Origin of the sequence: Microbispora sp. NPDC088329 (genome assembly GCF_040685655.1) — a bacterium.
Lineage (GTDB): Bacteria > Actinomycetota > Actinomycetes > Streptosporangiales > Streptosporangiaceae > Microbispora.
This window is the reverse complement of the sequence record NZ_JBFBIP010000012.1, coordinates 161,508-186,524: the sequence shown is the minus strand read 5'-3', so window position 1 is coordinate 186,524 and position 25,017 is coordinate 161,508. Positions and strand designations below refer to the sequence as shown.

General features: G+C 72.0%; 28 protein-coding genes and 2 tRNA genes. 16 read left to right on the top strand and 14 right to left on the bottom strand.

From position 1 onward, the window contains the following. Positions 1-11 precede the first annotated feature (11 nt). Both AB0O28_RS23025 and AB0O28_RS23020 read left to right on the top strand, forming a co-directional pair. Positions 12-164: a hypothetical protein gene (locus tag AB0O28_RS23025; RefSeq protein WP_363643306.1), complete on the top strand. Its 153-nt coding sequence runs from the start codon at positions 12-14 to the stop codon at positions 162-164. A 58-nt stretch (positions 165-222) separates the two neighbouring features. Continuing rightward, a tRNA-Ala gene (locus tag AB0O28_RS23020) sits at positions 223-295 on the top strand. 63 nt (positions 296-358) lie between these two features. Here the strand turns inward: AB0O28_RS23020 and AB0O28_RS23015 are convergent. After that, positions 359-670, bottom strand: coding sequence for an AzlD domain-containing protein (locus tag AB0O28_RS23015; RefSeq protein WP_363643304.1), 312 nt, complete (start codon positions 668-670; stop codon positions 359-361). Beyond that, positions 667-1,374: an AzlC family ABC transporter permease gene (locus AB0O28_RS23010; RefSeq protein WP_363643302.1), complete on the bottom strand. Its 708-nt coding sequence runs from the start codon at positions 1,372-1,374 to the stop codon at positions 667-669. The genes AB0O28_RS23015 and AB0O28_RS23010 overlap by 4 nt, the downstream gene beginning before the upstream one ends. 68 nt (positions 1,375-1,442) lie before the next feature. Here AB0O28_RS23010 and AB0O28_RS23005 point away from each other — a divergent pair, with 68 nt between their 5' ends. From AB0O28_RS23005 to AB0O28_RS22985, 5 genes are all read left to right on the top strand, one after another. Next, positions 1,443-2,006 (top strand): helix-turn-helix domain-containing protein, encoded by a 564-nt coding sequence (locus tag AB0O28_RS23005; RefSeq protein WP_363643300.1) that lies wholly within the window; start codon positions 1,443-1,445, stop codon positions 2,004-2,006. A gap of 160 nt (positions 2,007-2,166) precedes the next feature. Further along, on the top strand, positions 2,167-2,832 hold the full coding sequence (locus tag AB0O28_RS23000; RefSeq protein WP_363643298.1) for a class I SAM-dependent methyltransferase: 666 nt from the start codon (positions 2,167-2,169) through the stop codon (positions 2,830-2,832). Between the two features lie 42 nt (positions 2,833-2,874). Then, entirely contained in the window at positions 2,875-4,311 is a 1,437-nt protein-coding gene (locus tag AB0O28_RS22995; protein WP_363643296.1) for an ATP-binding SpoIIE family protein phosphatase, read from the top strand. Positions 4,312-4,428: 117 nt separating this feature from the next. Further along, positions 4,429-4,504 (top strand) — tRNA-Ala (locus AB0O28_RS22990). A gap of 56 nt (positions 4,505-4,560) precedes the next feature. After that, entirely contained in the window at positions 4,561-5,088 is a 528-nt protein-coding gene (locus AB0O28_RS22985) for a hypothetical protein (RefSeq protein ID WP_363643294.1), read from the top strand. Here AB0O28_RS22985 and AB0O28_RS22980 read toward each other — a convergent pair. Further along, positions 5,050-5,241 carry an HAD hydrolase-like protein gene (locus AB0O28_RS22980; RefSeq protein ID WP_363643292.1) on the bottom strand — a complete coding sequence of 64 codons (192 nt, stop codon included), beginning with the start codon at positions 5,239-5,241 and terminating at the stop codon, positions 5,050-5,052. The genes AB0O28_RS22985 and AB0O28_RS22980 overlap by 39 nt on opposite strands. Before the next feature lie 373 nt (positions 5,242-5,614). On the opposite strand from AB0O28_RS22980, the gene AB0O28_RS22975 reads away from it, so the two are divergent. Further along, on the top strand, positions 5,615-5,821 hold the full coding sequence (locus AB0O28_RS22975) for a DUF6203 family protein (RefSeq protein WP_363643290.1): 207 nt from the start codon (positions 5,615-5,617) through the stop codon (positions 5,819-5,821). 23 nt (positions 5,822-5,844) lie between these two features. Here the strand turns inward: AB0O28_RS22975 and AB0O28_RS22970 are convergent, their stop codons facing one another. Continuing rightward, positions 5,845-6,819 (bottom strand): helix-turn-helix domain-containing protein, encoded by a 975-nt coding sequence (locus AB0O28_RS22970; RefSeq protein WP_363643288.1) that lies wholly within the window; start codon positions 6,817-6,819, stop codon positions 5,845-5,847. Between the two features lie 71 nt (positions 6,820-6,890). Here AB0O28_RS22970 and AB0O28_RS22965 point away from each other — a divergent pair, with 71 nt between their 5' ends. Genes AB0O28_RS22965 through AB0O28_RS22955 form a run of 3 tightly spaced genes read left to right on the top strand, consistent with a single transcriptional unit; the run spans position 6,891 to position 9,845 of the window. Continuing rightward, the gene (locus AB0O28_RS22965) at positions 6,891-8,150 is read left to right on the top strand and encodes an MFS transporter (protein ID WP_363643286.1); all 1,260 of its coding nucleotides are present in this window, start codon (positions 6,891-6,893) and stop codon (positions 8,148-8,150) included. Then, positions 8,147-8,806, top strand: coding sequence for a peptidyl-tRNA hydrolase (locus tag AB0O28_RS22960; protein WP_363643284.1), 660 nt, complete (start codon positions 8,147-8,149; stop codon positions 8,804-8,806). The genes AB0O28_RS22965 and AB0O28_RS22960 overlap by 4 nt, the downstream gene beginning before the upstream one ends. A gap of 46 nt (positions 8,807-8,852) precedes the next feature. After that, positions 8,853-9,845, top strand: coding sequence for a hypothetical protein (locus AB0O28_RS22955; protein WP_363643282.1), 993 nt, complete (start codon positions 8,853-8,855; stop codon positions 9,843-9,845). 1 nt (position 9,846) lies between these two features. Here AB0O28_RS22955 and AB0O28_RS22950 read toward each other — a convergent pair whose 3' ends face one another. Then, positions 9,847-11,712 (bottom strand): potassium transporter TrkA, encoded by a 1,866-nt coding sequence (locus AB0O28_RS22950; protein WP_363643281.1) that lies wholly within the window; start codon positions 11,710-11,712, stop codon positions 9,847-9,849. 66 nt (positions 11,713-11,778) lie between these two features. On the opposite strand from AB0O28_RS22950, the gene AB0O28_RS22945 reads away from it, so the two are divergent. Together AB0O28_RS22945 and AB0O28_RS22940 are read left to right on the top strand one after the other, a co-directional pair. Continuing rightward, positions 11,779-12,369 carry a nucleoside triphosphate pyrophosphatase gene (locus tag AB0O28_RS22945; protein ID WP_363643279.1) on the top strand — a complete coding sequence of 197 codons (591 nt, stop codon included), beginning with the start codon at positions 11,779-11,781 and terminating at the stop codon, positions 12,367-12,369. A gap of 10 nt (positions 12,370-12,379) precedes the next feature. Continuing rightward, complete coding sequence (locus tag AB0O28_RS22940; protein ID WP_363643277.1) at positions 12,380-13,204, top strand: EI24 domain-containing protein; 825 nt, start codon at positions 12,380-12,382, stop codon at positions 13,202-13,204. Here AB0O28_RS22940 and AB0O28_RS22935 read toward each other — a convergent pair. Beyond that, positions 13,177-14,769, bottom strand: a complete 1,593-nt coding sequence (locus tag AB0O28_RS22935) for an ABC-F family ATP-binding cassette domain-containing protein (protein ID WP_363643275.1) — start codon at positions 14,767-14,769, stop codon at positions 13,177-13,179. The genes AB0O28_RS22940 and AB0O28_RS22935 overlap by 28 nt on opposite strands. A 235-nt stretch (positions 14,770-15,004) precedes the next feature. Here AB0O28_RS22935 and AB0O28_RS22930 point away from each other — a divergent pair, with 235 nt between their 5' ends. Then, positions 15,005-16,234 carry a DUF4192 domain-containing protein gene (locus AB0O28_RS22930; RefSeq protein WP_363643273.1) on the top strand — a complete coding sequence of 410 codons (1,230 nt, stop codon included), beginning with the start codon at positions 15,005-15,007 and terminating at the stop codon, positions 16,232-16,234. Here AB0O28_RS22930 and AB0O28_RS22925 read toward each other — a convergent pair. Next, on the bottom strand, positions 16,213-16,563 hold the full coding sequence (locus tag AB0O28_RS22925; protein ID WP_363643271.1) for a hypothetical protein: 351 nt from the start codon (positions 16,561-16,563) through the stop codon (positions 16,213-16,215). The two genes, AB0O28_RS22930 and AB0O28_RS22925, sit on opposite strands and share 22 nt — an antisense overlap. Positions 16,564-16,721: 158 nt before the next feature. On the opposite strand from AB0O28_RS22925, the gene AB0O28_RS22920 reads away from it, so the two are divergent. After that, positions 16,722-17,306 carry a DUF1707 and DUF4870 domain-containing protein gene (locus AB0O28_RS22920; RefSeq protein WP_363643269.1) on the top strand — a complete coding sequence of 195 codons (585 nt, stop codon included), beginning with the start codon at positions 16,722-16,724 and terminating at the stop codon, positions 17,304-17,306. Between the two features lie 128 nt (positions 17,307-17,434). Here AB0O28_RS22920 and AB0O28_RS22915 read toward each other — a convergent pair whose 3' ends face one another. The 5 genes from AB0O28_RS22915 to AB0O28_RS22895 form a co-directional block, all read right to left on the bottom strand. Continuing rightward, the gene (locus tag AB0O28_RS22915) at positions 17,435-18,961 is read right to left on the bottom strand and encodes an ATP-dependent DNA ligase (protein ID WP_363643267.1); all 1,527 of its coding nucleotides are present in this window, start codon (positions 18,959-18,961) and stop codon (positions 17,435-17,437) included. Between the two features lie 49 nt (positions 18,962-19,010). After that, entirely contained in the window at positions 19,011-20,501 is a 1,491-nt protein-coding gene (locus AB0O28_RS22910) for a glycosyltransferase family 39 protein (protein WP_363643265.1), read from the bottom strand. Between the two features lie 175 nt (positions 20,502-20,676). After that, positions 20,677-21,051, bottom strand: a complete 375-nt coding sequence (locus AB0O28_RS22905; protein WP_363643263.1) for an FKBP-type peptidyl-prolyl cis-trans isomerase — start codon at positions 21,049-21,051, stop codon at positions 20,677-20,679. 244 nt (positions 21,052-21,295) lie between these two features. Beyond that, positions 21,296-22,069 (bottom strand): general stress protein, encoded by a 774-nt coding sequence (locus AB0O28_RS22900; protein ID WP_363643261.1) that lies wholly within the window; start codon positions 22,067-22,069, stop codon positions 21,296-21,298. Positions 22,070-22,152: 83 nt separating this feature from the next. Next, positions 22,153-23,592 carry a GuaB1 family IMP dehydrogenase-related protein gene (locus AB0O28_RS22895; protein ID WP_363643259.1) on the bottom strand — a complete coding sequence of 480 codons (1,440 nt, stop codon included), beginning with the start codon at positions 23,590-23,592 and terminating at the stop codon, positions 22,153-22,155. Between the two features lie 103 nt (positions 23,593-23,695). Between AB0O28_RS22895 and AB0O28_RS22890 the strand changes: the two genes are divergently transcribed. Continuing rightward, positions 23,696-24,205 carry an effector binding domain-containing protein gene (locus AB0O28_RS22890; RefSeq protein WP_363643257.1) on the top strand — a complete coding sequence of 170 codons (510 nt, stop codon included), beginning with the start codon at positions 23,696-23,698 and terminating at the stop codon, positions 24,203-24,205. On the opposite strand, the gene AB0O28_RS22885 is transcribed toward AB0O28_RS22890, so the two are convergent. Both AB0O28_RS22885 and AB0O28_RS22880 read right to left on the bottom strand, forming a co-directional pair. After that, a complete protein-coding gene (locus AB0O28_RS22885; RefSeq protein ID WP_363643255.1) occupies positions 24,187-24,780 on the bottom strand; it encodes a hypothetical protein in 594 nt (197 codons plus the stop codon). The two genes, AB0O28_RS22890 and AB0O28_RS22885, sit on opposite strands and share 19 nt — an antisense overlap. Next, the gene (locus AB0O28_RS22880; RefSeq protein WP_079316115.1) at positions 24,777-25,010 is read right to left on the bottom strand and encodes a helix-turn-helix transcriptional regulator; all 234 of its coding nucleotides are present in this window, start codon (positions 25,008-25,010) and stop codon (positions 24,777-24,779) included. The genes AB0O28_RS22885 and AB0O28_RS22880 overlap by 4 nt, the downstream gene beginning before the upstream one ends. Between the last annotated feature and the right edge of the window lie 7 nt (positions 25,011-25,017).

The window sequence follows — 25,017 nt, the reverse complement described above, 5'->3', positions numbered from 1 at the left end:
GGACGTTCGTGATGGGCGGCCTGGCCGCCCTCACGCCCGGAGCGGAGGCACTCGTCCCGTCCGCCGCCTCGGCGGCCGGCGAGGGCCTCGCGCTCCGGTCCAAGCTCGACGGGACCTCAGGCGGGATCGCCGCCCGGATCCGCGATCACCCCGCCGTTGTGTGACATCGGCTCGTCCGGTTACCGTCCCCGCGCGGACTCCTATACACTGACTGCGTCGCAAGGGGCTATAGCGCAGCTGGTAGCGCACTTCCATGGCATGGAAGGGGTCTGGGGTTCGAGTCCCCATAGCTCCACAACACCCTCAGGGCGGTCGATCGACCGCCCTGCTTCATTTTCAGGGTCGGCATCTCCGCTGGTCAGGGCAGGCCGAGGAGGCGGAGGACCGCCGTGGTAGCGGCGGCCAGGACGACGATCAAGGGGAACGGCACTTTCCGCAGCGTGAGGATCCCGGCGACGAGCACCCCGGCGGGCCTGGCCCATCCGGCGAAGCCGTGCCCCTCGGTGAGGGCCGAGGTGGCCACCAAGGCGACGAGCAGCACGGTCGCCGCGACGGACAGCAGGTGGCGCAGGCGGCCGGGCAGCCTGAGCCGGTGGCGCAGCGCCGGCCCGGCCAGCCTGAAGGCGTAGGTTCCCGCGGCCAGCGCGAGAACGGCGATCAGGGGCATCATGAGACCCCCGGCCCGGCCGCCGCAGGCGTCCGTGCGGCGAGCACGAGACCGGTCAGGGCGAGCAGCACCGGCAGGCCGGCAGGCAGGAACGGCGTGGCCGTCACCGCGACGGCCGCCCCGGCGACGGAAGCCCGGCGCAGGGCGGCGTTCCGGAGGTTCCGTACGGTGAGCGAGGGCAGCACGAGGGCGAGCAGCACCGCGGGGAAGGCCGCGTCCAGCCCGAGGGCGGCGGTGTCTGCGATGCCGCGCCCGGCCAGCGCGCCGAGCACGACGGCGGCGTTCCAGCTGACGAACAGACCGAGCCCGCAGGCCCAGAACGCGGCGTGACGGCGGCGGGGGTCGCCGTCGCGCAGCACGAAGGCCACCGCCTCGTCCGTCATGAGATGCGCGCCGGTAAGGCGGGTCCGCCACCGGTCGCCGAGGACGTCGCCGACCGCGAAGCCGAACGGCAGCAGGCGCGCGTTCAGCACCAGACCGGCCGCGACGGCGGCGACCGGGGCGCCACCGGACAGCACCACGCCGATCGCGGCGAACTGAGCGCCTCCGGCGAACACCAGCAGGGACATGACGACCGGCACCCACGCGGGCAGGCCGCCGGACACGGCGATCGCGCCGAACGCGGCGCCCACCATGGCGTCGGCGAGGCAGACCAGGGCGATGTCGCGAAGCGTGCCGCGATCGAGTGTTCGCCATAACGAATGCATGTCCAGTAGAGTGAACAACGGAATTGGTGTTCGTCAAGTCGAACAATCGGAAGTCTGGAGCGAACCACGTGGCTGAGAGGCCGTCCTTCGACCTGATCGCGCTGATCGCCGCGTCGATCCGCAGGGAGCGCGAGCGCGCCGGCCTGTCGCTGACCGAGCTGGCCAGGCGCGCGGGCATCGCCAAGTCCACGCTCTCCCAGCTGGAGTCGGGCACCGGCAATCCGAGCGTGGAGACCCTGTGGGCGCTCGGGGCGGCGCTCGGCGTGCCGTTCAGTCACCTGGTGGACCCTCCGCGGCCGGCCGTACGGGTGATCAGGGCGGGGGAGGGGCCCGTGACCTACTCCGAGCAGGCCGACTACGGCGTCACGCTGCTCGCCTCCTGCCCGCCGGGCGCCCGGCGGGACGTCTACCGCATTTCGGCCCAGCCGGGCCCGCCACGCAGTTCGGACCCGCACCGGGCCGGGACGACGGAGCACCTCGTGATCGGAACCGGGCGGGCGCTGGCCGGGCCCGCGGAGGGGCCCGTCGAGCTCGGGCCGGGCGACTACATCGCCTATCCCGGCGACGCCCCCCACGTCTTCGAGGCCCTCGAGCCCGACACCACCGCGGTCATCGTCATGGAGCACATCTAGATCTCGGCTTCATCAGGGGCCGGCGCATCTAGTTGACAATGATCTTTGACACTATTTTCGGGCCGAAATCCCAATTGGCGGGGCAATAGCTTGACTTGTTCCGGCGCTGCCCCCTATCTAGAAGGAGGCAAAGACGGCTGATCACCAACGGCGGCAAATCATGACAATCGAATCAGGACCGGACAATCCGCGTCAGGAGTACCGCGCCATCCAGGCTGAGGCGTTCAACCGCATCGGCGGTCGGTACGACGAGGCCTTCCCGCACAAGGAAGGCCAGCTGGCCGCAGGTGAATGGTTGATCAAACAACTCAAGCCGGGCGCGCGTGTGCTCGACGTCGGCTGTGGCACCGGTGCTCCCACGGCCCAGCAGTTCGCCGAGGCGGGCTGCGAGGTGACCGGCATCGACATCTCCCCGGTCATGCTCGACCTGGCGAGGAAGAACGTGCCGACCGGGACGTTCCTCGAACGCGACGTGCTCGACCTCGACGACTCGCTCGGCGTGTTCGACGCCGTGACCGCGTTCTTCAGCCTGCTCATGCTGCCGCGGGCCGAGATCGAGCAGGCGCTCCGCAGGATTCACGCGGTGCTCGCCCCCGGCGGCCTGTTCTCGCTGAGCATGGTGGAAATCGACCTCGACGACGTGCCTTTCCAGTTTCTCGGCGCACCGGTTCGCGTGACCGGATATCTGCGCGACGAGTTGCGGGAGATCATCGAAGCCGCCGGTTTCGGTGTGCTGTCGGAAAATCACCTCTCGTACGCGCCGGCGACCACCCAGGCGCCACCGGAAATCCAGCTCTTCGTCAACTGCCGGCGTGACCAATTCTGAGCGGCCACACCCGTGTCGGGAGACGGGGAACCGTCCTGCGTATTGAGCCACGTCAGTGGAATCGTCCGGGCCATCGGCGAGAGCCGGAGCCCGGAGGAGGCGACGAGGCTCCTCTGCGAGGCGCTGGTGCCGAGGCTGGCCGACGCCGCCGCGGTCTACGTGGACGGCGCCGCCTGGCATCGGGTCGATCCCCAGGGGCGGCTGCCGCCGTGCTGGGCCGGCGACGGGATCCGTGAGGCGGCCCTGCTCGACGGGCGCCTGCTCGCCGTGCCCCTGCGGGCGTACGGCAAGGCCGTCGGCTGCGCGCTGCTGGCGCGCGGCCCCGGGCGGTCGCCCTTCGGCGAGGCCCATGTGCTCGCCGCGGGACAGTTCGCGGTGCCCGCCGCGCTCACGCTCTTCCACGGGCGGCGGGACCGCCGGCAGGACGAGACCCTGGAGACCCTCCAGCGTGGGATGCGGCCGGGAGACCCGCCCGAGCTGCCCGGGCTGGAGATCGCCTACCGCTACGAACCCGCGGCCGAGCGGGTGGGCGGCGACTGGTACGACGTCATCCCGTTGCCGGGCAGCAGGGTGGCTCTGGTCGTCGGCGACGTGATGGGACACGGGCTGGCCGCCGCGGCCGTGATGGGCCAGCTCCGCACGGCCGTGCAGACCCTCGCCTCGCTCGACCTGCCGGCCGAGCAGGTGCTCCACTCGCTCGACGAGATGGCCCAGCGGCTGGCCGCGCAGACGCTCACCACCTGCGTCTACTGCGTGTACGACCCGGTGCTGCGCAGGTGCACGATCGCGAGCGCCGGCCACCTGCCGCCGATCCTGCTGGGAGCGGACGGGAAGGCGGAGCTGCTGTCGCCGCCCCGATGCCCGCCGATCGGGCTGGGCCGCACGCCGTTCGAGACGATGGAGATCGCGGCGGAGGACGGCAGCATGCTCGTCCTCTACACCGACGGGCTCGTGGAGGAGCGCGGGCAGGACATCGGGCAGAGCGTGGAGTCGCTGCGCCTCGGGCTCGCGAACGGAGCCTCGATCGAGGAGCTGAGCGACGACGTGCTGTCCGCCACCCGGGACGACGACGTCACCGTGCTCGCCATCCGGTTCCGCGGCATCCCCAGCGAGCACGTCGCCCAGTGGCTGCTGGAGCCCCAGCCGACGACGCCGGGGCGCGTACGCGGCCTGGTCCGCCGGACGCTCGACTCGTGGGGACTCACGTCGATGATCCCGGTCGCCGAGCTGCTCGCCGGGGAGCTCGTCACCAACGCCGTGCGGCACACCCAGCGGCCCATCACCATCAGGCTGCTGCGCACCGACCACCTGCTCTGCGAGGTCAGCGACGACGACCACCGGCTGCCGGTGGTGCGCGAGCCCGGACCGCTCGACGAGGACGGCAGAGGGCTCTACCTGGTCAGCCAGCTCGCCGAACACTGGGGAACCAGCCGGGTCGCCGGAGGCAAGACCGTCTGGTTCTCGCTGGCGATTCCCTGACGCCCGAACGCCCTGCGGTGTGCCGACGGGGGTTGTGATCTCCTCCGCCCCTGTCGGTTACGCCCACGCCGCCGAAGTCCTATACACTGGCGGAGCATCGCCCAGGCGGTGTGGCAAGGGGCTATAGCGCAGCTGGTAGCGCACTTCCATGGCATGGAAGGGGTCTGGGGTTCGAATCCCCATAGCTCCACCATGGTTGGATCATCCAAAGAGCCGTCCTCCGTCCGGAGGGCGGCTCTCGGCGTTCCGATGGACGCGGCGACGGTCTCCGGCATCTACCGTCATCTCGCCGGCAACGGCGTGAGAATCTGGATCGACGGCGGCTGGTGCGTCGACGCCCTCCTCGGCGAGCAGACGAGAGAGCACCCGGACCTCGACGTGGCGCTCGACCGCAAGGACGAAGAGCGGTTCATCGAACACATGAAGGGCCTCGGATACACGAGGAGACGCGACGACAGCGACAGCGCCTGGAACTACGTCGTGACCGATGACCGGGGCCGCGGTATCGACGTGCACGTCTTCGAATACGACGAGTCGGGCAGGATCGTCTACGGCGTCGCGTATCCCTACGGCTCACTCACCGGCCAGGGCGTGATCAACGGCCATGCCGTGGACTGCGTCGCCCCGGAGTGGATGTTCGCCTTCAAGACGGCGTACCCCCCTGCCGAGAAGGACCTCAAAGACGTCCACGCACTGAGTGAGACCTTCGGTTTCGCGATACCGCCGACCCATCGGCGGTCAGCGGGCCGCGGCGAGTCGCAGGACGAGCCCACGTAGGTCTGCCACAGCCATGGGCGGCTCTTCCTCGTGCGTCCATTCCAGGTGGTCGCGATTGATCCAGACGGTGTCCAATCCGGCCCTGCGAGCGGCGATGACATCCTCGACGGGATCGTCGCCCACGTGCAGGACGTCGCGGGCGTCGAGCCGCATTCAACCGCTCCCACCGGGCGCGCATGTAGACGTCGTACACATCGCGGGCCAGCGCGGGATCGGCGTGTCCGCAGTGCGTCAGGGCCGCCTCGAAGGACGCCAGCCGGATCTTCTCCATGCTCCGGCCGCGATAGGCGTCGAGGCGGGCGATCGAATCACGCACCTCACGCAGCCAGTTCGCGGTTATCGGCCCCTCGGGCCCGCTGACTCCCGACGCGCGGAGAAGCCGAGCCGCATCCTCGAGTGCGCGGCTCATCGCGGCCTCGAAGTTCCACAACGTTCCGTCCCCGTCGAAGGACAGAGCCTGATAGGTCCTGTTCACCGAAGCCTCCGGGACACATGGCCGCACTCGCGCCGGGTAGGAGCGGGTGTCATGAAGAGGATCCTGCAACTCGTCGTCACCCGCTGGCTGGCGCGCACGCCGATCGGGATGGTCCTGCTCGGTATCGGCTGGTTCTTCATGCGCAAGCGGCGGGCCCGCAAACAGCAGCCCGTGAACACACCGGCGCTCCGCGAGCCCGGACGCCGGTCGGGCAACCCGTACGCCTGGCGCGGCCCTTCCGCCGGCAACCGCCGCTGACTCCGGCCAGTGGTCGGCACCGATCAGCCGAGCGCGGCGGGAGTGCGGAACGTCTGCCGGTAGGCCAGGGGAGAGACCCCGACGGCGGCGTGGAGGTGCTGGCGGAGTGAGACCGCGCTGCCGAACCCGGCCTTCCCGGCGATCGCGTCGACCGGCAGGTCGGTGGTCTCCAGCAGGTGCCGGGCGTGCGCGATCCGCTGCGCGGCGAGCCACCGCGCCGGGCTGAGGCCGGTCTCCTCGCGAAACTTGCGGGTGAAGGTCCGCACGCTCATGCGGGCGTGCGCGGCCAGGGCGGCCAGGTTGACCGGCGCCTCCAGGTGTTCGAGCATCCACGCCCGGGTGGGCGCGGTGGTCGTCCCGGCGGGGTCGGGCAGCGGCCGCTCGATGAACTGGGCCTGGCCGCCCTCGCGGAACGGCGGGGTGACACATCGGCGGGCGGTGCGGTTGGCCACCTCGCTGCCGTGGTCGCGCCGGATGACGTGCAGGCACAGGTCGATGCCCGCCGCCACCCCCGCCGAGGTCAGCACGTCGCCGTCGTCGATGAACAGCACGTCGGGATCGAGCCGTACGCGGGGGAACAGCCTGCGGAACTCGGCGGCGTTGCGCCAGTGGGTCGTGGCGGGACGCCCGTCCAGCAGGCCGGCGGCGGCCAGCACGAAGGCTCCGGTGCAGATCGAGATGAGCCGGGCGCGTCCCGCGACGCCCCACAGCGCCGCGCGCAGCTCCTCGCCGAGCGTGCCGTCCTCCAGCGGCGGACCGCTGTGGATGCCCGGCACCACCACCGTGTCCGCCGTCGCGAGCACGCTCAGATCGTGGTCGGGAACCACGCCGTATCCCGCTCGGCTCCGCACCGGGCGGCCTCCCGGGGTGCAGGTGACCACTTCGTACAGCGGGCCCCGGTCGCGGGCGGCCCAGAACACCTGACCCGGGATACCCAGGTCGAGGGTGGCGAAGTCGTCCAGGGCCAGTACGGCGACGCGGTGCACGGCCGGATTCATGGCCCGATTCTTTCACATGTTGACCTCCCGGCCACTGTCTCCGAAGGCGGACCAACGGGAGGATGCTCGCCATGAAGTCGCTGCATCGTGCGTGGATCGTCGCCGCCGTCGCCTTCGTCGCGATCATCGGGGCGGCCGGGTTCCGCGCCACGCCGGGCGTGATGATCACGCCGCTGGAGGACGAGTTCGGCTGGACGAGGGGCACCATCTCGCTCGCGGTCTCGGTGAACCTCATGCTCTACGGGCTGTGCGCGCCGTTCGCGGCGGCGCTCATGGACCGGTTCGGCATGCGCCGCGTCGTCGCCTGCGCCCTGCTGCTGGTGGCGGTGGGCAGCGGCCTCACCGTGTTCATGACCGCGAGCTGGCAGCTCGTCGCGCTCTGGGGCGTCCTGGTCGGGCTCGGCACCGGCTCGATGGCGCTCGTCTTCGCCGCCACGCTGACCGACCGCTGGTTCGTACGGCACCGCGGCCTGGTCACCGGTGTGCTGACGGCGGGCGGCGCGACGGGACAGCTCGTCTTCCTGCCGGTGCTCGCGCACCTGGCCGAGACACAGGGCTGGCGGTGGGCCTCGGTCACGGTGGCGGCGGCCGCGCTCGCCGTCGTCCCGCTCGTGTGGTTCCTGATTCGCGACACCCCCGAGGAGATCGGCCTGACCGCGCTGGGCGCGACCGAGCCGGTCGTGCGCACGCCGGCCAAGGGCGCCGCCGCGCGGGCCGTCCGCGTGCTGCGGGACGCCGCCCGGACCCGGCGCTTCTGGTATCTCGCGGTCGGCTTCGCCATCTGCGGTGCGAGCACGAACGGCCTGGTCGGCACCCACTTCATCCCGGCCGCCCACGACCACGGCATGCCGGAGACCACGGCCGCCTCGCTGCTCGCCGTGATCGGGGTCTTCGACATCGCCGGCACCGTCTTTTCCGGCTGGCTGAGCGACCGGGTGGACTCGCGGATCCTGCTCGTCGTCTACTACGCGCTGCGCGGGCTGTCGCTGCTGATCCTGCCGCGGCTGTTCGCCGCCACGGCCGAGCCGAGCATGCTCGTCTTCATCGTCTTCTACGGCCTCGACTGGGTGGCCACAGTGCCGCCGACCGTCGCGTTGTGCCGCAAGATCTTCGGTGCTGACGGCTCGGTGGTGTTCGGGTGGGTCTTCGCCTCTCACCAGGTCGGCGCGGCAGTCGTCGCCACCGTGGCCGGGGTCACCCGCGACCACCTGGGAAACTACAACTTGGCGTGGTACGGCGCGGGCGCGCTGTGCCTGCTGGCAGCGGTCATGTCGTCCCGTATCGTCACGCGTGTCCGGGACCGCCGGGAAGCTGGGATCCTTGTCGGGTGACCGAACGCGTTCTTCCCCTGGTCGTGCGCATCGAGCGGGCCGCGCCGCCGCGACGCACCGACGCGCTGGAGGCGGCCGCGACGGCCGTGGTGCGCCTGCTCGACAGCGCGGAGAACGGTGAGTGGCCGCAGGAGGTCGCGGAGTGGCAGGACGGCCGGATCAGGAAGGTCGTCAGGCGGGCCCGCGGCGCGGAGTGGCGGCGGGCGCTCGCCCTGCCCGGCATCACCGTCACGGTGGGTACGGCCGAGGTGCGGGTGCATCCTCCCGTGCCGCTCGACGACTGGCCGCGCGACCTCGCCCGGTTGCAGGTGTCGGGCACGGAGCTGTCCGATGACGTGACCCCGCCGGAGGCGGGTCCCGGTGACGTGGCGCTCTGGATCAACCCCCGTCTGGAGATGACGGCGGGTAAGGCGATGGCCCAGGCGGGCCACGGCGCCCAGTTCGCCTGGTGGGGCGCGGGCGAGGCGGACCGGGCGGCCTGGCGCGAGAGCGGCTTCGCCGTACGGGTCAGGACGGCCGGCCCGGATCGATGGGAGGCGCTGGCCGCGAGCGGGCTTCCGGTGGTCAGGGACGCGGGGTTCACCGAGATCGAACCGGGCTCCGCGACGGTCGTGGCCGACGCGCCCTGGCTGCGGGCGGGCGTTCCCGAAGTGTGATGGACAAGGCACCCGAAATACCGGGATTTGCCGTACGCTCCCGATCGTGTCACGTGGGGACTATGGGACGAAGGCCGTCCCCTCTTACATAGCGGCCGAGGCCGAGACCACTCCGCTCCCGAAGATCACGGTCCCTGAGCCGGCGCCGCCGGCGAGCTCTCCCAAGAGGCTCGGGGACCTGCCGATGCGGGTGGTCTACCGGGTGCTCGCGGTCGCGGCGGGGGTAGTCGTCGTGGGGGCGGGCGCGACCGCCGTGCTGGTGAGCCGGGACGGCTCCGCCGGCACGATCACCGCGTCACGTCACACCACCGCGGCCGGCCTGCCCTCGGCCGTGACGGCCTCGTCCGTGCCGAGCGCCGCCGCGCCGGCCGCGGGCGCCGCGGCCACGCCCGGTCTCAGCCCCCTGTCCAGTCCCGCCGCGAGTCCGGCGGCCAGTTCGACGGCCGGTTCGACGGTCGGCCCGGACACCGTGGATCCCGCGCTGGCGGCGGCCCTGAACGATCCCCGCGTGCCCGCCCTGCCCAAGGGAGACCGGCGGCTTCGCCGCCTGCCCGGCCGGGCGGCGAAGCCCCACGGCCTGATCAAGGACCGCCGATCCGGGGTCGCCCTGCCCCGCTTCTTCAAGGCGTGGGCGCTCGCCACGCCCGCGCCGTTCGCCTCCCGCCAGCTGCTGCCCAAGGTGAAGGGCGCGTCGTACCGGGGGATGCTGGTCTCCTGCCCCGTGCCGACTCCGGAGCAGGAGACGCTGCGCGACACCGCGCTGCTGGCCGCCCGGTGGACCCTGAACCACCACCCCTCGGGGGCGACGATCACCTGGACGGCGTCCCAGCCCATCAAGGCGGGCAAGCGGAAGGGCTGGCTGCTGGGCTACACCGTGCACTACACGCTCAAGGGCAGGAAGCGGGTCTCCGCGGCGGCGCTGGCCCTCGTGGACGTGCCGGAGAAGAAGCCCGCCGTCGTGTTCGTCACGATCCCCGACGACCAGAAGAAGCGCTGGCGCGACATCAACACGGTGATGTCGTCCGTCAAGGCGCTCTGACTCAGCGTTCGGCCAGGACGATCACGGAATCACCGGGAGCGAACGTCAGCGGCCGTGACCGGTCCGGGTTGAGCACGACGCCGTAGTGGGGCGGCTCGCCGACCTCGGCCGCCACGCGATATCCGATCGCGGTCTCGCCCCGGCGCAGGGCCGACTCCACGATCGTCTGGAAGGCGACGGGCCCGCCCGTCGTCACGTAGTTCTCCACCGGCCGCGGGTAGGCCTCCGCGCCGGCGGAGTCGAACAGCTGCCCGAATACCTCGGCGAGGTGCGCGTTCTCGGCGAGCTGCGCGAGCAGCAGGCCGATGACGGTGTCGCTGATCACGATGTCGTCGGCCTCGGTGACCTCGGCGAGCGAGCGGTTGTTCTCGTCGTGCATCTCGCTCACGATCGAGTACGTCTCACCGAGGGTCGCCTGTATGTCCCGCAGTTGCAGCAAAGTCATCAGCGTGCGGGTGTCGGCGTGGCGCGGGTCGAACCGGTCGTCGGAGAGCACGATGACGTGCTGGTAGACGCCGACGCCGAGGGACTCCAGGGCGTACCTGTCGGTGCCGTCGCAATCCTTCACGTTCACCGTCAGGTTGCGCAGGTCCGTCAGGCCGCGGCCGGCGCCGGGGTGGTCGCCCGCGACGTCGAGGACCGACCCGGGGGTCACGTATCCGTCCAGGTGACGGATGATCCGCGCGGCCCGGTCGTTCCAGCCGAGCATGAGCGTCCGCTCGGGAGCCGGCTCGCGGACGGGCGTGCTGACGATGTGCCGTTCGTCGGCGGGCGCCGTGCCGCTCGCCGCTCGGATGAGCGAGTCGTCCTGCGCGAGCACGACGAGCTCGTCGGACGCCCCGATCAATGTGTCCGGCGGCGGGTTGAGCGTCACGCCCTTGGGCGTGCGCAGGCCGAGAACGGTCGCGGTCGCGTACGCGCCGAGGGCCTCGGCGTACGACCTGCCGGCGAGGGCGGGGTCGCGGCGCAGGTAGATCTCGTTGCCGTCGAAGTTCAGCAGGTCCATGCAGATGACGGACATGCCGGACTGGCGGGACGACTGCACGATCAGCCGGGCGGCGATGTCGTCGCTGTCGACCAGGTGGACGCCGGGCCCGCCGGCCAGCCGGGCCGCCGGCATGGTGCGCGAGGAGGCGATGGCGGCGACCACGGGAGGATGGCCGCCTGGCCGCTTCGCCAGCGCGAGCAGGGTCTTGATGACCTGCGCGTCCGGGTCGTCCTGCTCGGGGGACAGCACCACCACCGTGCGCGCCGTGTTCAGGCTCATCAGGGCGAGATCAGCCGGCTCGGTGGGGCGGCCGGTGCGGCACACCAGGCGCGTTCCGCCGGTGTCGCCGACCCGGGCCCGGATGGCGTCCTCCATGGCCGGTTTGTCCCTGTCGGCCAGGATGGCGATGACCGGCCCGCGCTGGCTGGCCTGCGCCTTCACCAGTTCGGAGACGATGGTGAAGAGCTGCTCCGACCAGCCGAGTATGACGGTGTGGCCGCTCTCGATGACGCGTGAACGGCCCTTGCGCAGCTCCTCGATCTTGCTGCGCAGGCCGGTGGAGAGCACACCCACGAGGATGCTGACGATGAAGATGCCGCCGAGGGACGCGCCCAGCATGATGGCGAGGAAGGGCGCGGTTCCGGCGTCCCCGGAGATCTTGCCGGGGCTGAGCGCGTGCATGAGCGACAGCCACAGGACCCCCGGCCAGCCGTCGTGCCGGAGCGCCTCGCCGGGGGTGAGCCAGATGGTGAGGACGCTCACCACCACGACCAGGGCCAGGGACACCAGGGCCAGCCAGCCGATCAGGGCGGTCGTGCCCTTGGCCATGGTGTTGTCGAACCAGTAGCTCATCCGCTCCTTGACGCTGTGATTTGACACATATGTCCTCTCGTTGCAAAGTCTTGACGACGAAGAGGCATCGTAGAAGCGACTAGGCTTCGATGTGTGACGGATCTGATACTCGCCTCCGCCTCATCCGCTCGGCTCGGGGTGCTGAGATCGGCCGGGCTCGATCCGAAGGTGATCGTCAGCGGGGTCGACGAGGACGCGATCACGGCCGCGACGCCCGAGGAGCTGTGCCTGAAACTGGCCGTCGCCAAGGCCGTCGCGGTGTCGCGGACCCTCAACGACGGCTACGTGATCGGGTGCGACTCGGTGCTCGAACTCGACGGCGTCGCGTACGGCAAGCCGGGGACGCCAGAGGAGGCGGTGCGCCGCTGGCACATGATGCGGGGCAGGACCGGCCGGCTGCTGACCGGGCACTGCGTCAAGGACGTGGCCGGGAGCGGCATGGAGTCCGACGTCGCCGCCACCATGGTGCGGTTCGGCACGCCGACGGACGAGGAGATCGAGGCGTACGTCGCCAGCGGCGAGCCGCTGCACGTGGCGGGGGCCTTCACGCTCGACGGCCTGGGCGGCTGGTTCGTGGAGGGCATCGAGGGCGACCACGGCAACGTGCTCGGCATCTCGCTGCCCCTGCTTCGCCGCCTTCTCACTCGGCTGGGCATGGTGTCGGTGACGCGGCTTTGGCGCTAGCCTGCCCGCCATGAGTGGCATCGGGCGGCCCGCCGGACGGCGCGGCGTCGGCGGTTTCGCCGAGGGAGTCGGGTTCTGTTTCCGGGGTCTCGGGTGGGTCGCCCGCAATCCCCGCTGGTGGTTGTTCGGGCTGATTCCGGCCCTGATCGCGCTGGTCCTCTACGCCGTGGCGCTGGTCTGGCTGGGCACGCACGCGACCGACGTGGCGGCCTGGGCGACGCCGTTCGCGGACGACTGGGGCTGGCGCGACGCGTTCCGCACGCTGGTCGGCGTGATGATCTTCGTGGTGGGTCTCGCGCTCTCCGTGCTGACGTTCACCGCCGTCACGCTCGTGATCGGCGACCCGTTCTACGAGAAGCTGTCGGAGAAGGTCGAGGAGGACCTCGGCGGGCTTCCCGGCGGCGGCGACCTGCCTTTCTGGGGGTCCTTGTTCCGGTCGATCCGCGACAGCCTCGTCACGCTCTGGTATGTCCTGCTGTTCACGATTCCGCTGTTCGTGCTCGGCTTCGTGCCGGTCGTCGGGCAGACCGTGGTGCCCGTGGTGGGGGCGCTCGTCTCCGGGTTCTTCCTCACGGTCGAACTGACCGCCCTGGCGATGGAACGCCGGGGCCTGCGGCGCAAGGAGCGCTTCGCCCTGCTCCGATCGAACATGTCCGTCTCGCTCGGGTTCGGCGTGCCGCTCTTCCTCGCGTTCGCGGTGCCGCTCGTCAGCGTCGTCGTGATGCCCGGCGCGGTCGCCGGCGCCGCCATGCTCGTCCGCATGCGTCTGGCGCCGGCGACCGTCCCGGGCGATCAGGCACCGGAAGGTCAGGCCAGGGACACGAGACCGGCGTAACCGGGGTTCCACATGTCCTCGACGCCGTCCGGCAGCAGCAGGACGCGGTCGGGACGCAGGGCCTCCACGGCCTTCTCGTCGTGGGTGACCATCACGACGGCGCCCTGGTAGGAGGCGACCGCCGCCAGCACCTCGTCCCGTGACGCCGGGTCGAGGTTGTTGGTGGGCTCGTCCAGCAGCAGCACGTTGGCCTGCGAGCTGACCAGGGTGGCCAGGGCCAGGCGGGTCTTCTCGCCGCCCGACAGCACGCCCGCGGGCTTGCCCGCGTCGTCGCCGCCGAACAGGAACGATCCGAGGATCCGGCGCACCTCGCCGTCGCCCAGCTGCGGCGCGGCGGCGGCGAGGTTCTGGGCGACGGTGCGCGCGGGGTCGAGCGTGTCGTGCTCCTGCGCGAAGTAGCCCAGCCGCAGGCCGGGCCCGTGCACCACGCGGCCCGAGTCGGGGCGTTCCCGCCCGGCCAGGATCCGCAGCAGCGTGGTCTTGCCCGCGCCGTTCAGCCCGAGCACGACGAGCCGGCTGCCCCGGTCCACGGCCAGGTCCACTCCGGTGAGCACACGCAGGTCGCCGTACGCCTTGGTCAGGCTGATCGCGCCGAGCGGGGTGCGCCCGCAGGGGGCGGGCTCGGGCAGCCGGATGCGGGCGACCTTCTCGGCGCGGCGGGCCGGCTCCACCGCGGCCAGCATGCGGTCGGCCCGGCGCGCCATCTCCTTTGCCCGTACGGCGGTCGACTTGCCGGCGCGCATCCTGTCGGCCTGGGCGTGCAGCGCCGCGGCCTTGCGTTCGGCGACCGCCCGCTGCCGTGCGCGCCCTCGCTCGACGGCGTCGCGGTCGGACAGATAGGTGCGCCAGCCGGTGTTGTGCACCTCCAGCGCGGCGCGGTCGGCGTCGAGGTGCCAGATCCGGTTCACGGTGTCGTCGAGCAGCGTGGTGTCGTGGCTGATCAGGACCAGCCCGCCGCCGCGGCTCGCGAGGAACGAGCGGAGCCAGGCGATCGAGTCGGCGTCCAGATGGTTGGTGGGCTCGTCGAGCAGCAGCGTGCCCTGCCCCGCGAACAGGATGCGGGCGAGCTCCACCCGGCGGCGCTGCCCGCCGGACAGCGTGCCGACCGCCTGGGTCATGACCCGGTCGGGCAGGCCGAGCCCGGCGGCGATGCGGGCGGCCTCGGCCTGCGCCGCGTACCCGCCGCGGGCCTCGAAGTCGGCCTCGGCCCGGACGTACCGCCGCATCGCCCGCTCCTGCAGGGCGGGGTCGGCCATGGCCGCCTCGGCGGCGCGCAGCGCGCGCTCGGCCTCGTCCAGGCCCCGGGCCGACAGGATGCGGCCGGCGACGGTGAGGGACGGATCGGCGGCCGCGGGATCCTGCGGGAGATAGCCGACCGGGCCGGTCCGGGTGATGGTGCCCGCGGCCGGTGGCAGTTCGCCGGCCAGGGTCTTCAACAGGGTCGTCTTGCCCGCGCCGTTGCGGCCGACCAGGCCGACTCGGTCGCCGGGGGCGACGTGGGCGGTGACGTCCGACAGCAGGAGACGGGCGCCGACGCGCACGTCGACACCACGAAGGGTGATCATTGGTTTACGCTCCGGAGAAGCTCAAGGACACACGGGTGGCGCGAAGGCGGGTGTCCGAGCTAGGAAATCCGGGGCAGAGACATGGCGCCGAGTGTAGGCCGCGGGCCCTGTCCGGTGCCAGCGGTTTTCCGGCTGCCGGGTTGTCCGGGCGTGCGCGTTGTCCACAGGGGGACGGCTGTCCCCAGAACGGGCTTCGGTCGTCGTGGGGCGCGGCCGTCCGGCGAGGCTTGCGGCCATGACGATCCCGAAGCTCGTGCTCTCCTCGCCGGCGGACATCCTCGCCGCCGTGCCCTACCTCGTCGGGTTCCACCCCTCCGACAGCCTCGTCGTGACCGGCTTCGCCGGCCCGCAGGTGCGCCTGACGACGCGCTGGGACCTGCCGGCCGCCTCCGGGGACCTCGACCGGCTGGTCCCGCTGATGCGCCGCGAGTCGGTGACCGCCGCTTTCGTCGTCGGGTACGGTTCCGGCGCCGTGGTGACCCCCGCCGTGGACACGGTGACCCGGCTGCTGCGTGCCGCGGGCATCAGGGTGACCGAGAGCCTGCGGGCCGAAGGCGGCCGCTACTGGTCCTACTCCTGCGGCAGCGCGACCTGCTGTCCCGCGGAGGGCACGCCGTACGACACCGAGCGCAGCCACGTCTCCGCCGAGGCCGTGATGCACGGGCTGGTCGCCCTGCCCGACCGGGGCAGCCTGCGGCGTTCGGTCCAGCGCTGCGACGGGGCGGCGATGCGGCAGGTCACCCTCCGTGTCATGGCGGGCCTGCGGGCGGTGCACGAGCCCGGGGGACCGGTCACCGATGAACTGGTCACCGATGAATTGGCCGCCGACGAACCGGCCACCGAACCGGCCACCGAACGGGCCGCCGACGAACTGGCCGCGCGGTTCGTGGCCGAGGGGCTGGCGCGGGTGCGCGGAGCCATCGGCCTGTACGACTCGGGAGGCCGGCTGGACGACGACGCGGCGGCCCGGCTCGGGCTCGACCTCGCCGTGGTCAGGGTGCGGGACGAGGCGTGGGCGTTGATCGACGATCGTGACGCGCACGTCGCACTGTGGCGCGACCTCACCCGCCGGCTGGAGCCGGGACACGTCGCGCCCGCGGCCTCGCTGCTCGCGGCCGCGGCATGGCACCGGGGGGAGTGCGCGCTCGCGGGGATGGCGCTGGAGCGGGCGCTCGCCTCCGACCCCGGTTATTCGATGGCGCTGCTTCTCCGGCAGGCCCTGGCGCACATGATGTCCCCCGCCATGCTCCGCGACCGCATGCCGACGCCCGAGGAGCTCGACGAGGAGATGGGTCCTCCCCGTGCGGCATGGCTCGCGCCGCTGCGCGCGCTGCTGGCCCGGGACCTGACCGGCCCGGCATCGGCGCCGACCGGGACCGGGATCGCGCGCGCGGAGCCGGAGGCGGTGCCGCGCGGGCGGGGAGGATCAGGCGTGGGCGGCCGTCAGACCGGGCCGCCGTCCTGAGCCTGACGGCGGCGCTCGTTGTAGGCCCGCATCCGGGCGGGGTACCCGGTGAGCTGCACGTCGTACACGGGAAGGGCGAGATCCCTGGCGACCTTGGCGATCACGGCGGGAGATCCGACGCGGCGGCGGGTCCACTCTCCGTCGTGAGCCACGGCCACCGCGGTGGTGTCGGTCGCGAAGGTCTCGGGCTCGACGTAGAACTCGACTCCACGCCGCGTCTTGGCGAACTCGATGAGGGTCTCGACGTCGGCGTCGGTCGCCTCGCGGTCGAACTTGGCCACGCGGGCACCCCGGCGCCGCCGGAGCCCATAGCGATCTCGCCATCTCATAGTGCCTGTATACATCGCCGTGGATCACGATGGCGTTAAGGGATTGGTCTCGGGGCGATGTCGGGGATGTCCCTGATGCCGTCGGGTGCGTACGCGGCACAAGATGGAGGCAGACTCGAAGAGAGCCGAGCAGTCGATCGACGGAAGGCGATGCTGTGATGCCCGCAGCGGTGACACCACAGTGGCAGGGCCGGGCCCCGATGCCACACCCCAATTTGCGCGTCACCAATCAGGACCGTGAACAGGTGGTCGAGCACGTCAAAGCGGCCTACGCCGAGGGCAGGCTCGACAAGCACGAGATGGACGAGCGGCTGCACCTGGCGATGACCGCGCGCACCCACGCCGATCTCGTGCCCATCATGAACGACCTGTACGGGACCCGCCCGGCGTACGTCCCCCGGCCACCCTCGTCGTACCGCTCCGCGGCCCCGGACGGGGGAGACCGGGTCGGAGGCGCGGCCTCGCACCTGTTCGCACTGCTGGGGTTGTTCATCATCGGCCCGCTGCTGATGATGGTCACCGCGGGACGAACGTCCCCCTACATAAGGAAGCACGCGGTGGAGTCGCTCAACTTCCACCTCACGATGCTGGGGGCGACGGTGCTCCTGCCGTTCACCGTCGTCGGGGTCGTCCTGCTGCCGGTCATCTGGGTCGTCGGACTGGTCCTGTGCGTCGTCGGCGGGGTGTCGGCGCTCGCCGGCACCGAGTTCCGCTACCCGCTGACCATCCGCCTCGTGAAGTGAGGCGTGTGACGTGATTCCGGCGGCCCGGAAAGTGGCCGGATGGCGACCGGAGGCGGCGGGGCGAACGGGGCGCCTGGCGGCATGAGAGCGGGTCAGGGCATGGAGGCGGGTCAGGGCATGGAGGCGGGTCAGGGCATGAGGGCGCGGACCGCGGCCACCGTGTCGGCCTCCTCGGGACGCTTGTCGGGCCGGTAGCGCAGAACCCGGGCGAACCGCAGTGCCATGCCGCCGGGATAACGACTCGACCGCTGCACGCCGTCGAAGGCGATCTCCACGACCAGCGCGGGCTTGAGCGTGACGACGTAGTCGTCCGCCGGCCCCTCCGCGAGCCGCAGGAACTGCTCGGTCTGCCAGGTCAGCAGTTCGTCGGTGAGGCCCTTGAACGTCTTGCCGAGCATCACGAAAGCGCCGGTCTCGGGGTCGTAGGCGCCGAGATGCAGGTTGGACAGCCAGCCCCGGCGCCGTCCGCTGCCCCACTCGGCGGCCAGCACGACCAGGTCGAGCGTGTGCCGCAGCTTCACCTTGATCCAGCCCGCTCCCCGCCGGCCCGCCGCGTACGGCGTGCGCAGCGACTTCACCACGATGCCCTCGTGGCCCCGCCGTACGGCGTCGCCGAAGAAGGCCTCGGCCTGCTCGGCATCCGCCGTGACGAGCCGCGGCGTGATCAGCTCGGCCGGGACGGCGGCCTCCAGCGCGGCATGCCGCTCCTCGTCGGTGAGGTCGAGCAGGTCGGCGCCGCCGACGCGCAGGGCGTCGAAGAAGAAGACGGTCAGCGGCACGGTCGCGCGCAGCGATGCGACGTCGGTCCTGCTGGCCACCCGGCCCGAGGTGACCTGGAACGGCTCGGGGCGGCCGTCCGGACGCAGCGCGATGACCTCGCCGTCGAGCACGAGATCGGTCCCGGGCAGGCCGAGCACGACCTCGACCAGCTCGGGGACCTGCGCGGTGATGTCGTCGAGTGTCCGCGTGAAGACGGCGACCCGGTCGCCCGACCGGTGGGCCTGGACCCGTACGCCGTCGAGTTTCCACTCCACGGCCGCGGGGGCGCCGGCCTTCTCCAGAGCGGCGGTCACGCTGGGCGCGCTCTGCGCGAGCATCGGCGCCACCGCCCGCCCGACCTCCAGATGGAACGCCTTCAGCTCCGCGACGCCGCCGCGCAGCGCGGCCGCGCCGACGGCGGGCAGCGAACCGCGCAGGGTCAGAGCCCGGCGCACCTCGGCCGCGGGCACGTCCGCGGCCATGGCGATCGCCTCGATCATCACGCCGTTGAGCGCCCCCTGACGCAGCTCGCCCGTCAGCAGCCGGTGCAGGAACGACTGCTCCTGCCGGGTGAGGGCGCCGAACAGCTCGCCGAGCAGCTCACGGCGCGCGGCCTGCGATCCGGTGCCGGATCGGGACTTGATGCGTTCGAGCAGCGCGTCGACCTGGGTCAGGGTCGCCGTGGCGACCTGGCGCGGATCGGGGAGGTCGGACAGGCTCCGCCAGCCCACCCCGATCTGGCGCTGCGGCAGCTCACCGGACAGGTACGCGATGGCGATCTCGGCCTCGTCCGGTCCCACCCTGCCGAGCGACTCGGCGAGATGTCTGATCTTGGCGAGCCGCGCCGAGTCCGCGGCGACCGCCGCGGACGTCCTGGCAAGGTCGATCAGCAACACACCGTAATCCTGCCTCACCACAGCGGCAGGTGCCCAGGCCGGGGGTCGGCTAGCTGTAGTGGCGCGCGCTCGGCCACAGCTCGCGCCAGGGCCGGACGGGGTCGCGGCAGACCGTGATCGGCACGCCCTGTTCCTCACCCGGCATCCCGCTCAGCCTGCCCGCCGGGGTGCAGCGGGCGAAGACGGTGCGGAGGCCGGCGGGCGGGTAGCCGACGGCCACGACCACCCGCGTCCCCTCCGGGGGCGGTCCCCACCACCACAGCTCGTTGTGGCCGCTGTAGACCGCGGGCAGCCCGAACTCGCCCGCCCAGCGGCGCAGCGCGCCGGCCTCGCCGTAGTTCCCCGCGAGCAGCACCGCCCCGGCGCGCTCGCCGGCGGGCAGGCCGTTCACCACCCGGGCCGTCTGCGCCGCCACGTCGCGCATGCCCACCGACTCACGGGCCACCTCGTTGACGGCGGCGACGGGCGTACCCGCGAGCGACGTCGCGGGGACGACCGGCAGCGCCATGACCACCGCGACCACGGCGTCGACCGCCAGCGCCGCGACGAGCGTCTTCCGCCAGCGCCATCCGGCCGCCGTGACACAGCCGGCCGCGAACAGGTAGAGCAGGAACGCGCCGGTGTAGTCGGGGCGGCCCCCCGCGTACAGAATCAGGGCGCAGGCGACGGGATAGGCGACGGCAAGGGAGCGGACCCGCCGGTTCCGCCACAGCCGCAGCCAGCCGGCCACGCACAGCACCGCCTGCGCGGGCCCGAGCAGCACGATCTGCAGCGGGACGAAGGCGGCCCGGTTGTCCGCGCCCTCGTCGATCCGCAACGCCTCGGCCATCTGGAACTGCGGCCAGTCGTGCGTGGCCTGATAGATCAGGTTGGGAGAGGCGACGGCCAGGGCCAGGAGGACGCCGGCCCACAGTCGCCCGTCCCGCAGGACCTCGCGCGGACCGGCCACGAGAACGCCCAGGCCGACGCCGCCCAGCAGCACCACGATCAGATCCCGGTTGTACGCCGCGATGCCGCACAGCGCGCCCGCCCAGAGCCAGTAGCGCCCGTCCCCTCGGAGCAGCACCCGGAGCAGGCACAGCGTGACCGCGCTCCACAGCACGAGATCGGGCGTGAGGGTCAGCAGGGTGTGCCCGGCCAGGAGAGGCAGCACGGAGGTCGCGGTCCCGGCCGCGGCGAGGATCTGGGCCGTACGGCCGCCGCCCAGCTCGCGGGCCAGCAGGGCGACGAGCACGACCAGGACCCCGGTGCACAGGGCGGGGACGATCCGCAGGGCGACGACCGTGTCTCCGAAGATCGTCGTGGACAACCGGGCGATCATCGGCGTCAGCGGCGGAGTGTCGAAATATCCGAGCCGCGGTCGTTCGCCCAGCATGCGGAAGTACAGCTCGTCGCGGTGGTACCCGTACCACGGGCTGACCGCGAGCAGCACGGCCACGGTCGCGACCGCGACCGCGAGCACGGCCCGGGGCGGTCCGGTGAGCGGTGTTCCGGCCCGGACCGCCGGACCGCCGGTGGCTGTGACGTCGGCTCCGGTCACGCCGGCCTCCCGGAAGCCGGCGTTCGCAAGGGGCCGTCCTGCGGACGGCCATGCGTGAGGCGGCCGTGCGTGAGGCCGCGGTTCGGGGGGGTATCGTCCACGCGGCCATCATCCTCAACGCGCCCCGGCTCCACTATCCCCTGTCCGGAGCACGGCGGGCCTCACCGGTGCCCGGTCAGCCCACCCCGAGCAGGTCGACGACGAAGATGAGGGTCTCGCCGGGCTTGATGAGGGGGCCCGCGCCGCGGTTGCCGTACCCGAGGTGCGGGGGGATGGTCAGACGGCGCCGTCCGCCGACCTTCATGCCGGCCACGCCGCGGTCCCAGCCGGCGATGACCCGGCCACCGCCGAGCGGGAACTGGAACGGCTGGCCGCGGTTCCAGGAGGCGTCGAACTCCTCACCCGTGGAGAACGTCACCCCCACGTAGTGGACGGTCACGTTCTGCCCGGGCTTGGCCTCCGGCCCGTCCCCCTCGATGAGATCGACGATCTCCAGGTCCGCGGGCGGCGCGCCTTCGGGAAAGTCGATCTCGGGCTTCTCCAGTGCCACGTGGGCCTCCTGCTCGTACGTGCCGATGCTCTGCTCGCCGAAATGCTCTGTGCCGGCTTGGCTCTCCGTGCCGGAGCGGCGTTCGCGTGCTGCGCGTCTCCTGCGTGCGGAGCGTTTCCCGTGCCCAGAGTTTCGGGAGTGCCGGAAGTTCCGGCCGGCTGACGACTCTACCGGTGACGGTCGACACGACGACGCCTTCCCCGCGCGGCGGGGAAGGCGTCGGAACTCCTGTGGCCGACGAGGATTACCCGCGACGGCCCCTCGACAGGCCCGCCCGGTCGTCGTCGCGCGCATCCTCGGCGCGCTCCCGCGCGAGCCGTGCCTCCTCCGCGCGGGTTTCCTCCGCGCGGGTTTCCTCCGCACGGACCTCCTCCGCACGGACCTCCTCCGCGCGGGCTTCCTCCGCGCGGACCTCCTCCGCAAGGGACCCGGTCTCCGGGAAAGCGGAGGCCTGCGGCGCGGTGTCACCCGCAGTGACCGGCGCCGTCGTGACGGGACCGGCCGACGGCGGACGCGTCACGACGACGGTGTCGGCCGGCTGCACGCCGCCCTGCAGCAGCGCCTGGGCCTGGTCGAGCATGGGAGAGGCCACCAGCACGTCGTAGCGTCCGGCGACGATCGAGCTCCTGGACGAGAAGTCTCGCGTCCCGCCGGTGAAGGCGTGGCTGGTGAAGCCGAAGGCGGCGCCGGCGATGGCGCCCCAGAGGATCGACCACAGCACCAGTCCGAAGAACGGGGTCGTGGCCGAGGTGAACAGCCCGAGGAACAGGCCGACGATGAGCCCGAACACCGCGCCGGTGACAAGGCCGGACAGCGCCGCCCTGCCGTTGGTGAGCCGTCCGGTGACGGTCTCCTCGAGACGCAGGTCGCTGCCGACGATCGCGGTGTTCTCCACCGGGAACCCTGCGTCGGACAGGGTGTCGACGGCGCGCTGCGCCGCCGTGTAGTTGTCGTAACTGACCAGCAGCCGTCTGTCGGCCGCCGGACTGACCGGCTCTCCGGCCGGGGAGTACTGCATGATCGCCTCCGCGGGGTAGTGCGGTCGGTACACGAACGCACTACCCCGACGGAGCCCGATATTCCTGCACGGAATAGAAGGAGTCACCAGCTCTGGTGCAGCGGCATGCCCTCGCTGTAGCCGGAGGAGCTCTGCACGCCGATAACGGCCCGCTCGTGGAACTCCTCCAGCGTCGCGGCGCCGGCGTACGTGCAGGAGGAACGGAGACCGGCCACGATGGCGTCGATCTGGTCCTCGACGCTGGGCCGCGCCGGGTCGAGGTACATCCGCGAGGTCGAGATGCCCTCCTCGAACAGCGCCTTACGGGCCCGCTCGAAGGGCGAGTCCTCGGCGGTGCGCAGCCGTACGGCACGGGCCGAGGCCATGCCGAAGTTCTCCTTGTACTTGCGCCCGTCGGCGGCCGTGCGGGTGTCGCCCGGCGACTCGTACGTGCCGGCGAACCACGAGCCGATCATGACGTTCGAGGCGCCCGCGGCGAGTGCCAGCGCGACGTCGCGGGGATGGCGCACGCCGCCGTCGGCCCACACGTGCCGGCCGAGGCGGCGGGCCTCGGCCGCGCACTCCAGCACGGCGGAGAACTGCGGCCGTCCCACGCCGGTCATCATGCGGGTCGTGCACATGGCGCCCGGGCCCACGCCGACCTTCACGATGTCGGCGCCGGCCTCGACGAGGTCGCGTACGCCCTCCGCGGTGACGACGTTGCCCGCCGCGACCGGCACGGAGGGCCCCAGGGCGCGTACGGCACGCAGCGCCGAGATCATCTTCTCCTGGTGGCCGTGGGCCGTGTCGACGACGAGCACGTCGACCCCGGCGTCGAGCAGTTCCTTGGACTTGGCGGCCACGTCGCCGTTCACCCCGACCGCCGCCGCGACGCGCAGCCGGTTCCGGGAGTCGACGGCGGGCTGGTAGAGGGTGGAGCGCAGGGCGCCGGTGCGGGTGAGGATGCCGACCAGACGGCCGTCCCCGTCCACCACGGGGGCCAGCCGGTGGCGGCCCTCGTGCAGCGCCTCGAACGCGGCCTGCGGATCGACGCCCTGCGGCAGCGTCTGCGGCGAGGCGGTCATGACCTGGGAGAGCTGCGTGAACATGTCGACGCCGTGGCAGTCGGCCTCGGTCACCACGCCGACCGGACGGTTCTCCCAGTCCACGACGATGACCGCGCCGTGCGCCCGCTTGGGCAGCAGGGTGAGCGCCTCGCCCACGGTGTCGTGGGGGGTGAGGGTGATGGGCGTGTCGTGGACGAGGTCGCGGCTCTTCACCCACTCGACGACCTCGGTGACCACGTCGATCGGGATGTCCTGGGGAATGACGGCGATGCCGCCGCGCCGGGCGACGGTCTCGGCCATGCGACGGCCCGCGACGGCCGTCATGTTGGCGACGACGACGGGGATCGTGGTGCCGGTGCCGTCCACGGCGGACAGGTCCACGGCGAGGCGCGAACCGACCGAGGAACGAGACGGCACCATGAAGACATCGCTGTACGTGAGATCGTAGGGCGGCAGTACATCATTGAGGAATCGCACGTTTGTCCAGCCTATGTTGTGAGGGGTCGTCTCCGGCATTCCCGGCCGCCGCCGGAGCAGGCCCGCGCACGGGATACATTGACCTCGCCTGGAAGGAGAGCATGTGATCATCGTTGACCGTCCGGAGACGCTCGTCGTCGGCTTCGCCGTGCGGACGACCAACGCGGCGGAGGCGGACCCGGCCCGCGCCCAGTTGCGGGGTCTGTGGGGCCGCGCCGGAGCGCCGGGAGCCTTCGCGCACGTGCCCGGCCGGATCGACGAGAATCTGTACGCCGTGCTGACCGACTACGAGAGCGACCACAACGGCGCCTACACCCAGATCGTCGGCGTGGCCGTGCGCACGGCGGCGCGGCTGCCCGAGGGCATGGTCGCCGTACGGGTGCCGGGCGTGCCCGCGCTGCTGTTCGAGGCGCGGGGACCGATGCCGGGAGCGCTCCTCGACACCTGGCAGCAGGTGTGGAGGCACACCGAGTCGGGCGCCACCCCGGCCCGTGCCTTCACCACCGACCTGGAGATCCACCATCCCGGGGGCGTCGACCTCTTCGTGGCCACGCTGCCGTCGTTCGGCGAGCCCTCCGGGCCGCCGGTGCAGGCTCAGGCGGCGCCGGCCTGACCGTCGCTCTGCTCGCCGTCCTGGTCGTCGTCCCGGTCGTCGTCCTGGTCGTCGTCCGGCGGCGGGTCGGGCAGCCGCCATCCGGCGACCAGCAGCGGCAGCAGGAAGTGCGTCCACAACAGCGCGAAGACGCCGAGGAACACGGCCGCGCCGGGGATCTGGGACTTCTCTCCCTCGTCCCAGGTCGCGACCACGACGAACACCGCCAGGGCGCCCAGGACGAGCCGCATCACCCTGTTCGCGTACGTGTGCGCGCGGAACCTCTCGGCGGCCTGCCGCTCGTCGAGGCGGCTTTCCGGCAGCGAGGCGAGGCCGCGGGTGGCGCTGTTCAGCGCGGTCACGACCGGGATGTAGATCGCCGCCATGACCACCAGCAGCACGAGGTTGACCCGGACGGCGGTGTCGCTCGGGGCGATCGCCCACGAGACCGCGGCGTCCGCCCACAGCAGCAGCACGCTGGCCGCGCCCGCCACCACCAGCAGGCGGCGCCGCCGCCGGGTGCGGTGCAGCGCCACGAGGTGTTCCTCTTCCATCGCCCGGGCGATGTGGCCGTCCAGGCGTTCGCGCAGGCTCATGACGCGCTCCCCAGCTTGGGGAACGGCTTGAGGGAGAAGACGACCTCCACCGGCACCTCGAAGAACTCGGCGATCCGCAGGGCCAGGTGGAGGCTGGGGCTGTACTCGCCGCGCTCCAGGTAGCCCACCGTCTGGTAGTGCACCCCGAGCGCGGCGGCCAGATCCCGGCGCGAGACGCCGCGGTCGGCCCTCAGCACCGCGATGCGGTTGAACACCGGCTCCTCGGCCACGTCTCAC

Excerpts from the sequence above, each read along its gene's own strand:
- AB0O28_RS22885 (WP_363643255.1), bottom strand. The coding sequence starts at position 24,780 with ATGAGCCTGCGCGAACGCCTGGACGGCCACATCGCCCGGGCGATGGAA.
- AB0O28_RS23015 (WP_363643304.1), bottom strand. The coding sequence starts at position 670 with ATGATGCCCCTGATCGCCGTTCTCGCGCTGGCCGCGGGAACCTACGCC.
- AB0O28_RS22900 (WP_363643261.1), bottom strand. The coding sequence starts at position 22,069 with ATGCAGTACTCCCCGGCCGGAGAGCCGGTCAGTCCGGCGGCCGACAGA.
- AB0O28_RS22985 (WP_363643294.1), top strand. The coding sequence starts at position 4,561 with ATGGACGCGGCGACGGTCTCCGGCATCTACCGTCATCTCGCCGGCAAC.
- AB0O28_RS23025 (WP_363643306.1), top strand. The coding sequence starts at position 12 with ATGGGCGGCCTGGCCGCCCTCACGCCCGGAGCGGAGGCACTCGTCCCG.
- AB0O28_RS22930 (WP_363643273.1), top strand. The coding sequence starts at position 15,005 with ATGACGATCCCGAAGCTCGTGCTCTCCTCGCCGGCGGACATCCTCGCC.
- AB0O28_RS23000 (WP_363643298.1), top strand. The coding sequence starts at position 2,167 with ATGACAATCGAATCAGGACCGGACAATCCGCGTCAGGAGTACCGCGCC.
- AB0O28_RS22940 (WP_363643277.1), top strand. The coding sequence starts at position 12,380 with ATGAGTGGCATCGGGCGGCCCGCCGGACGGCGCGGCGTCGGCGGTTTC.
- AB0O28_RS22975 (WP_363643290.1), top strand. The coding sequence starts at position 5,615 with ATGAAGAGGATCCTGCAACTCGTCGTCACCCGCTGGCTGGCGCGCACG.
- AB0O28_RS22980 (WP_363643292.1), bottom strand. The coding sequence starts at position 5,241 with ATGCGGCTCGACGCCCGCGACGTCCTGCACGTGGGCGACGATCCCGTC.
- AB0O28_RS22920 (WP_363643269.1), top strand. The coding sequence starts at position 16,722 with ATGCCCGCAGCGGTGACACCACAGTGGCAGGGCCGGGCCCCGATGCCA.
- AB0O28_RS22935 (WP_363643275.1), bottom strand. The coding sequence starts at position 14,769 with ATGATCACCCTTCGTGGTGTCGACGTGCGCGTCGGCGCCCGTCTCCTG.
- AB0O28_RS23010 (WP_363643302.1), bottom strand. The coding sequence starts at position 1,374 with ATGCATTCGTTATGGCGAACACTCGATCGCGGCACGCTTCGCGACATC.
- AB0O28_RS22970 (WP_363643288.1), bottom strand. The coding sequence starts at position 6,819 with ATGAATCCGGCCGTGCACCGCGTCGCCGTACTGGCCCTGGACGACTTC.
- AB0O28_RS22925 (WP_363643271.1), bottom strand. The coding sequence starts at position 16,563 with ATGAGATGGCGAGATCGCTATGGGCTCCGGCGGCGCCGGGGTGCCCGC.
- AB0O28_RS22965 (WP_363643286.1), top strand. The coding sequence starts at position 6,891 with ATGAAGTCGCTGCATCGTGCGTGGATCGTCGCCGCCGTCGCCTTCGTC.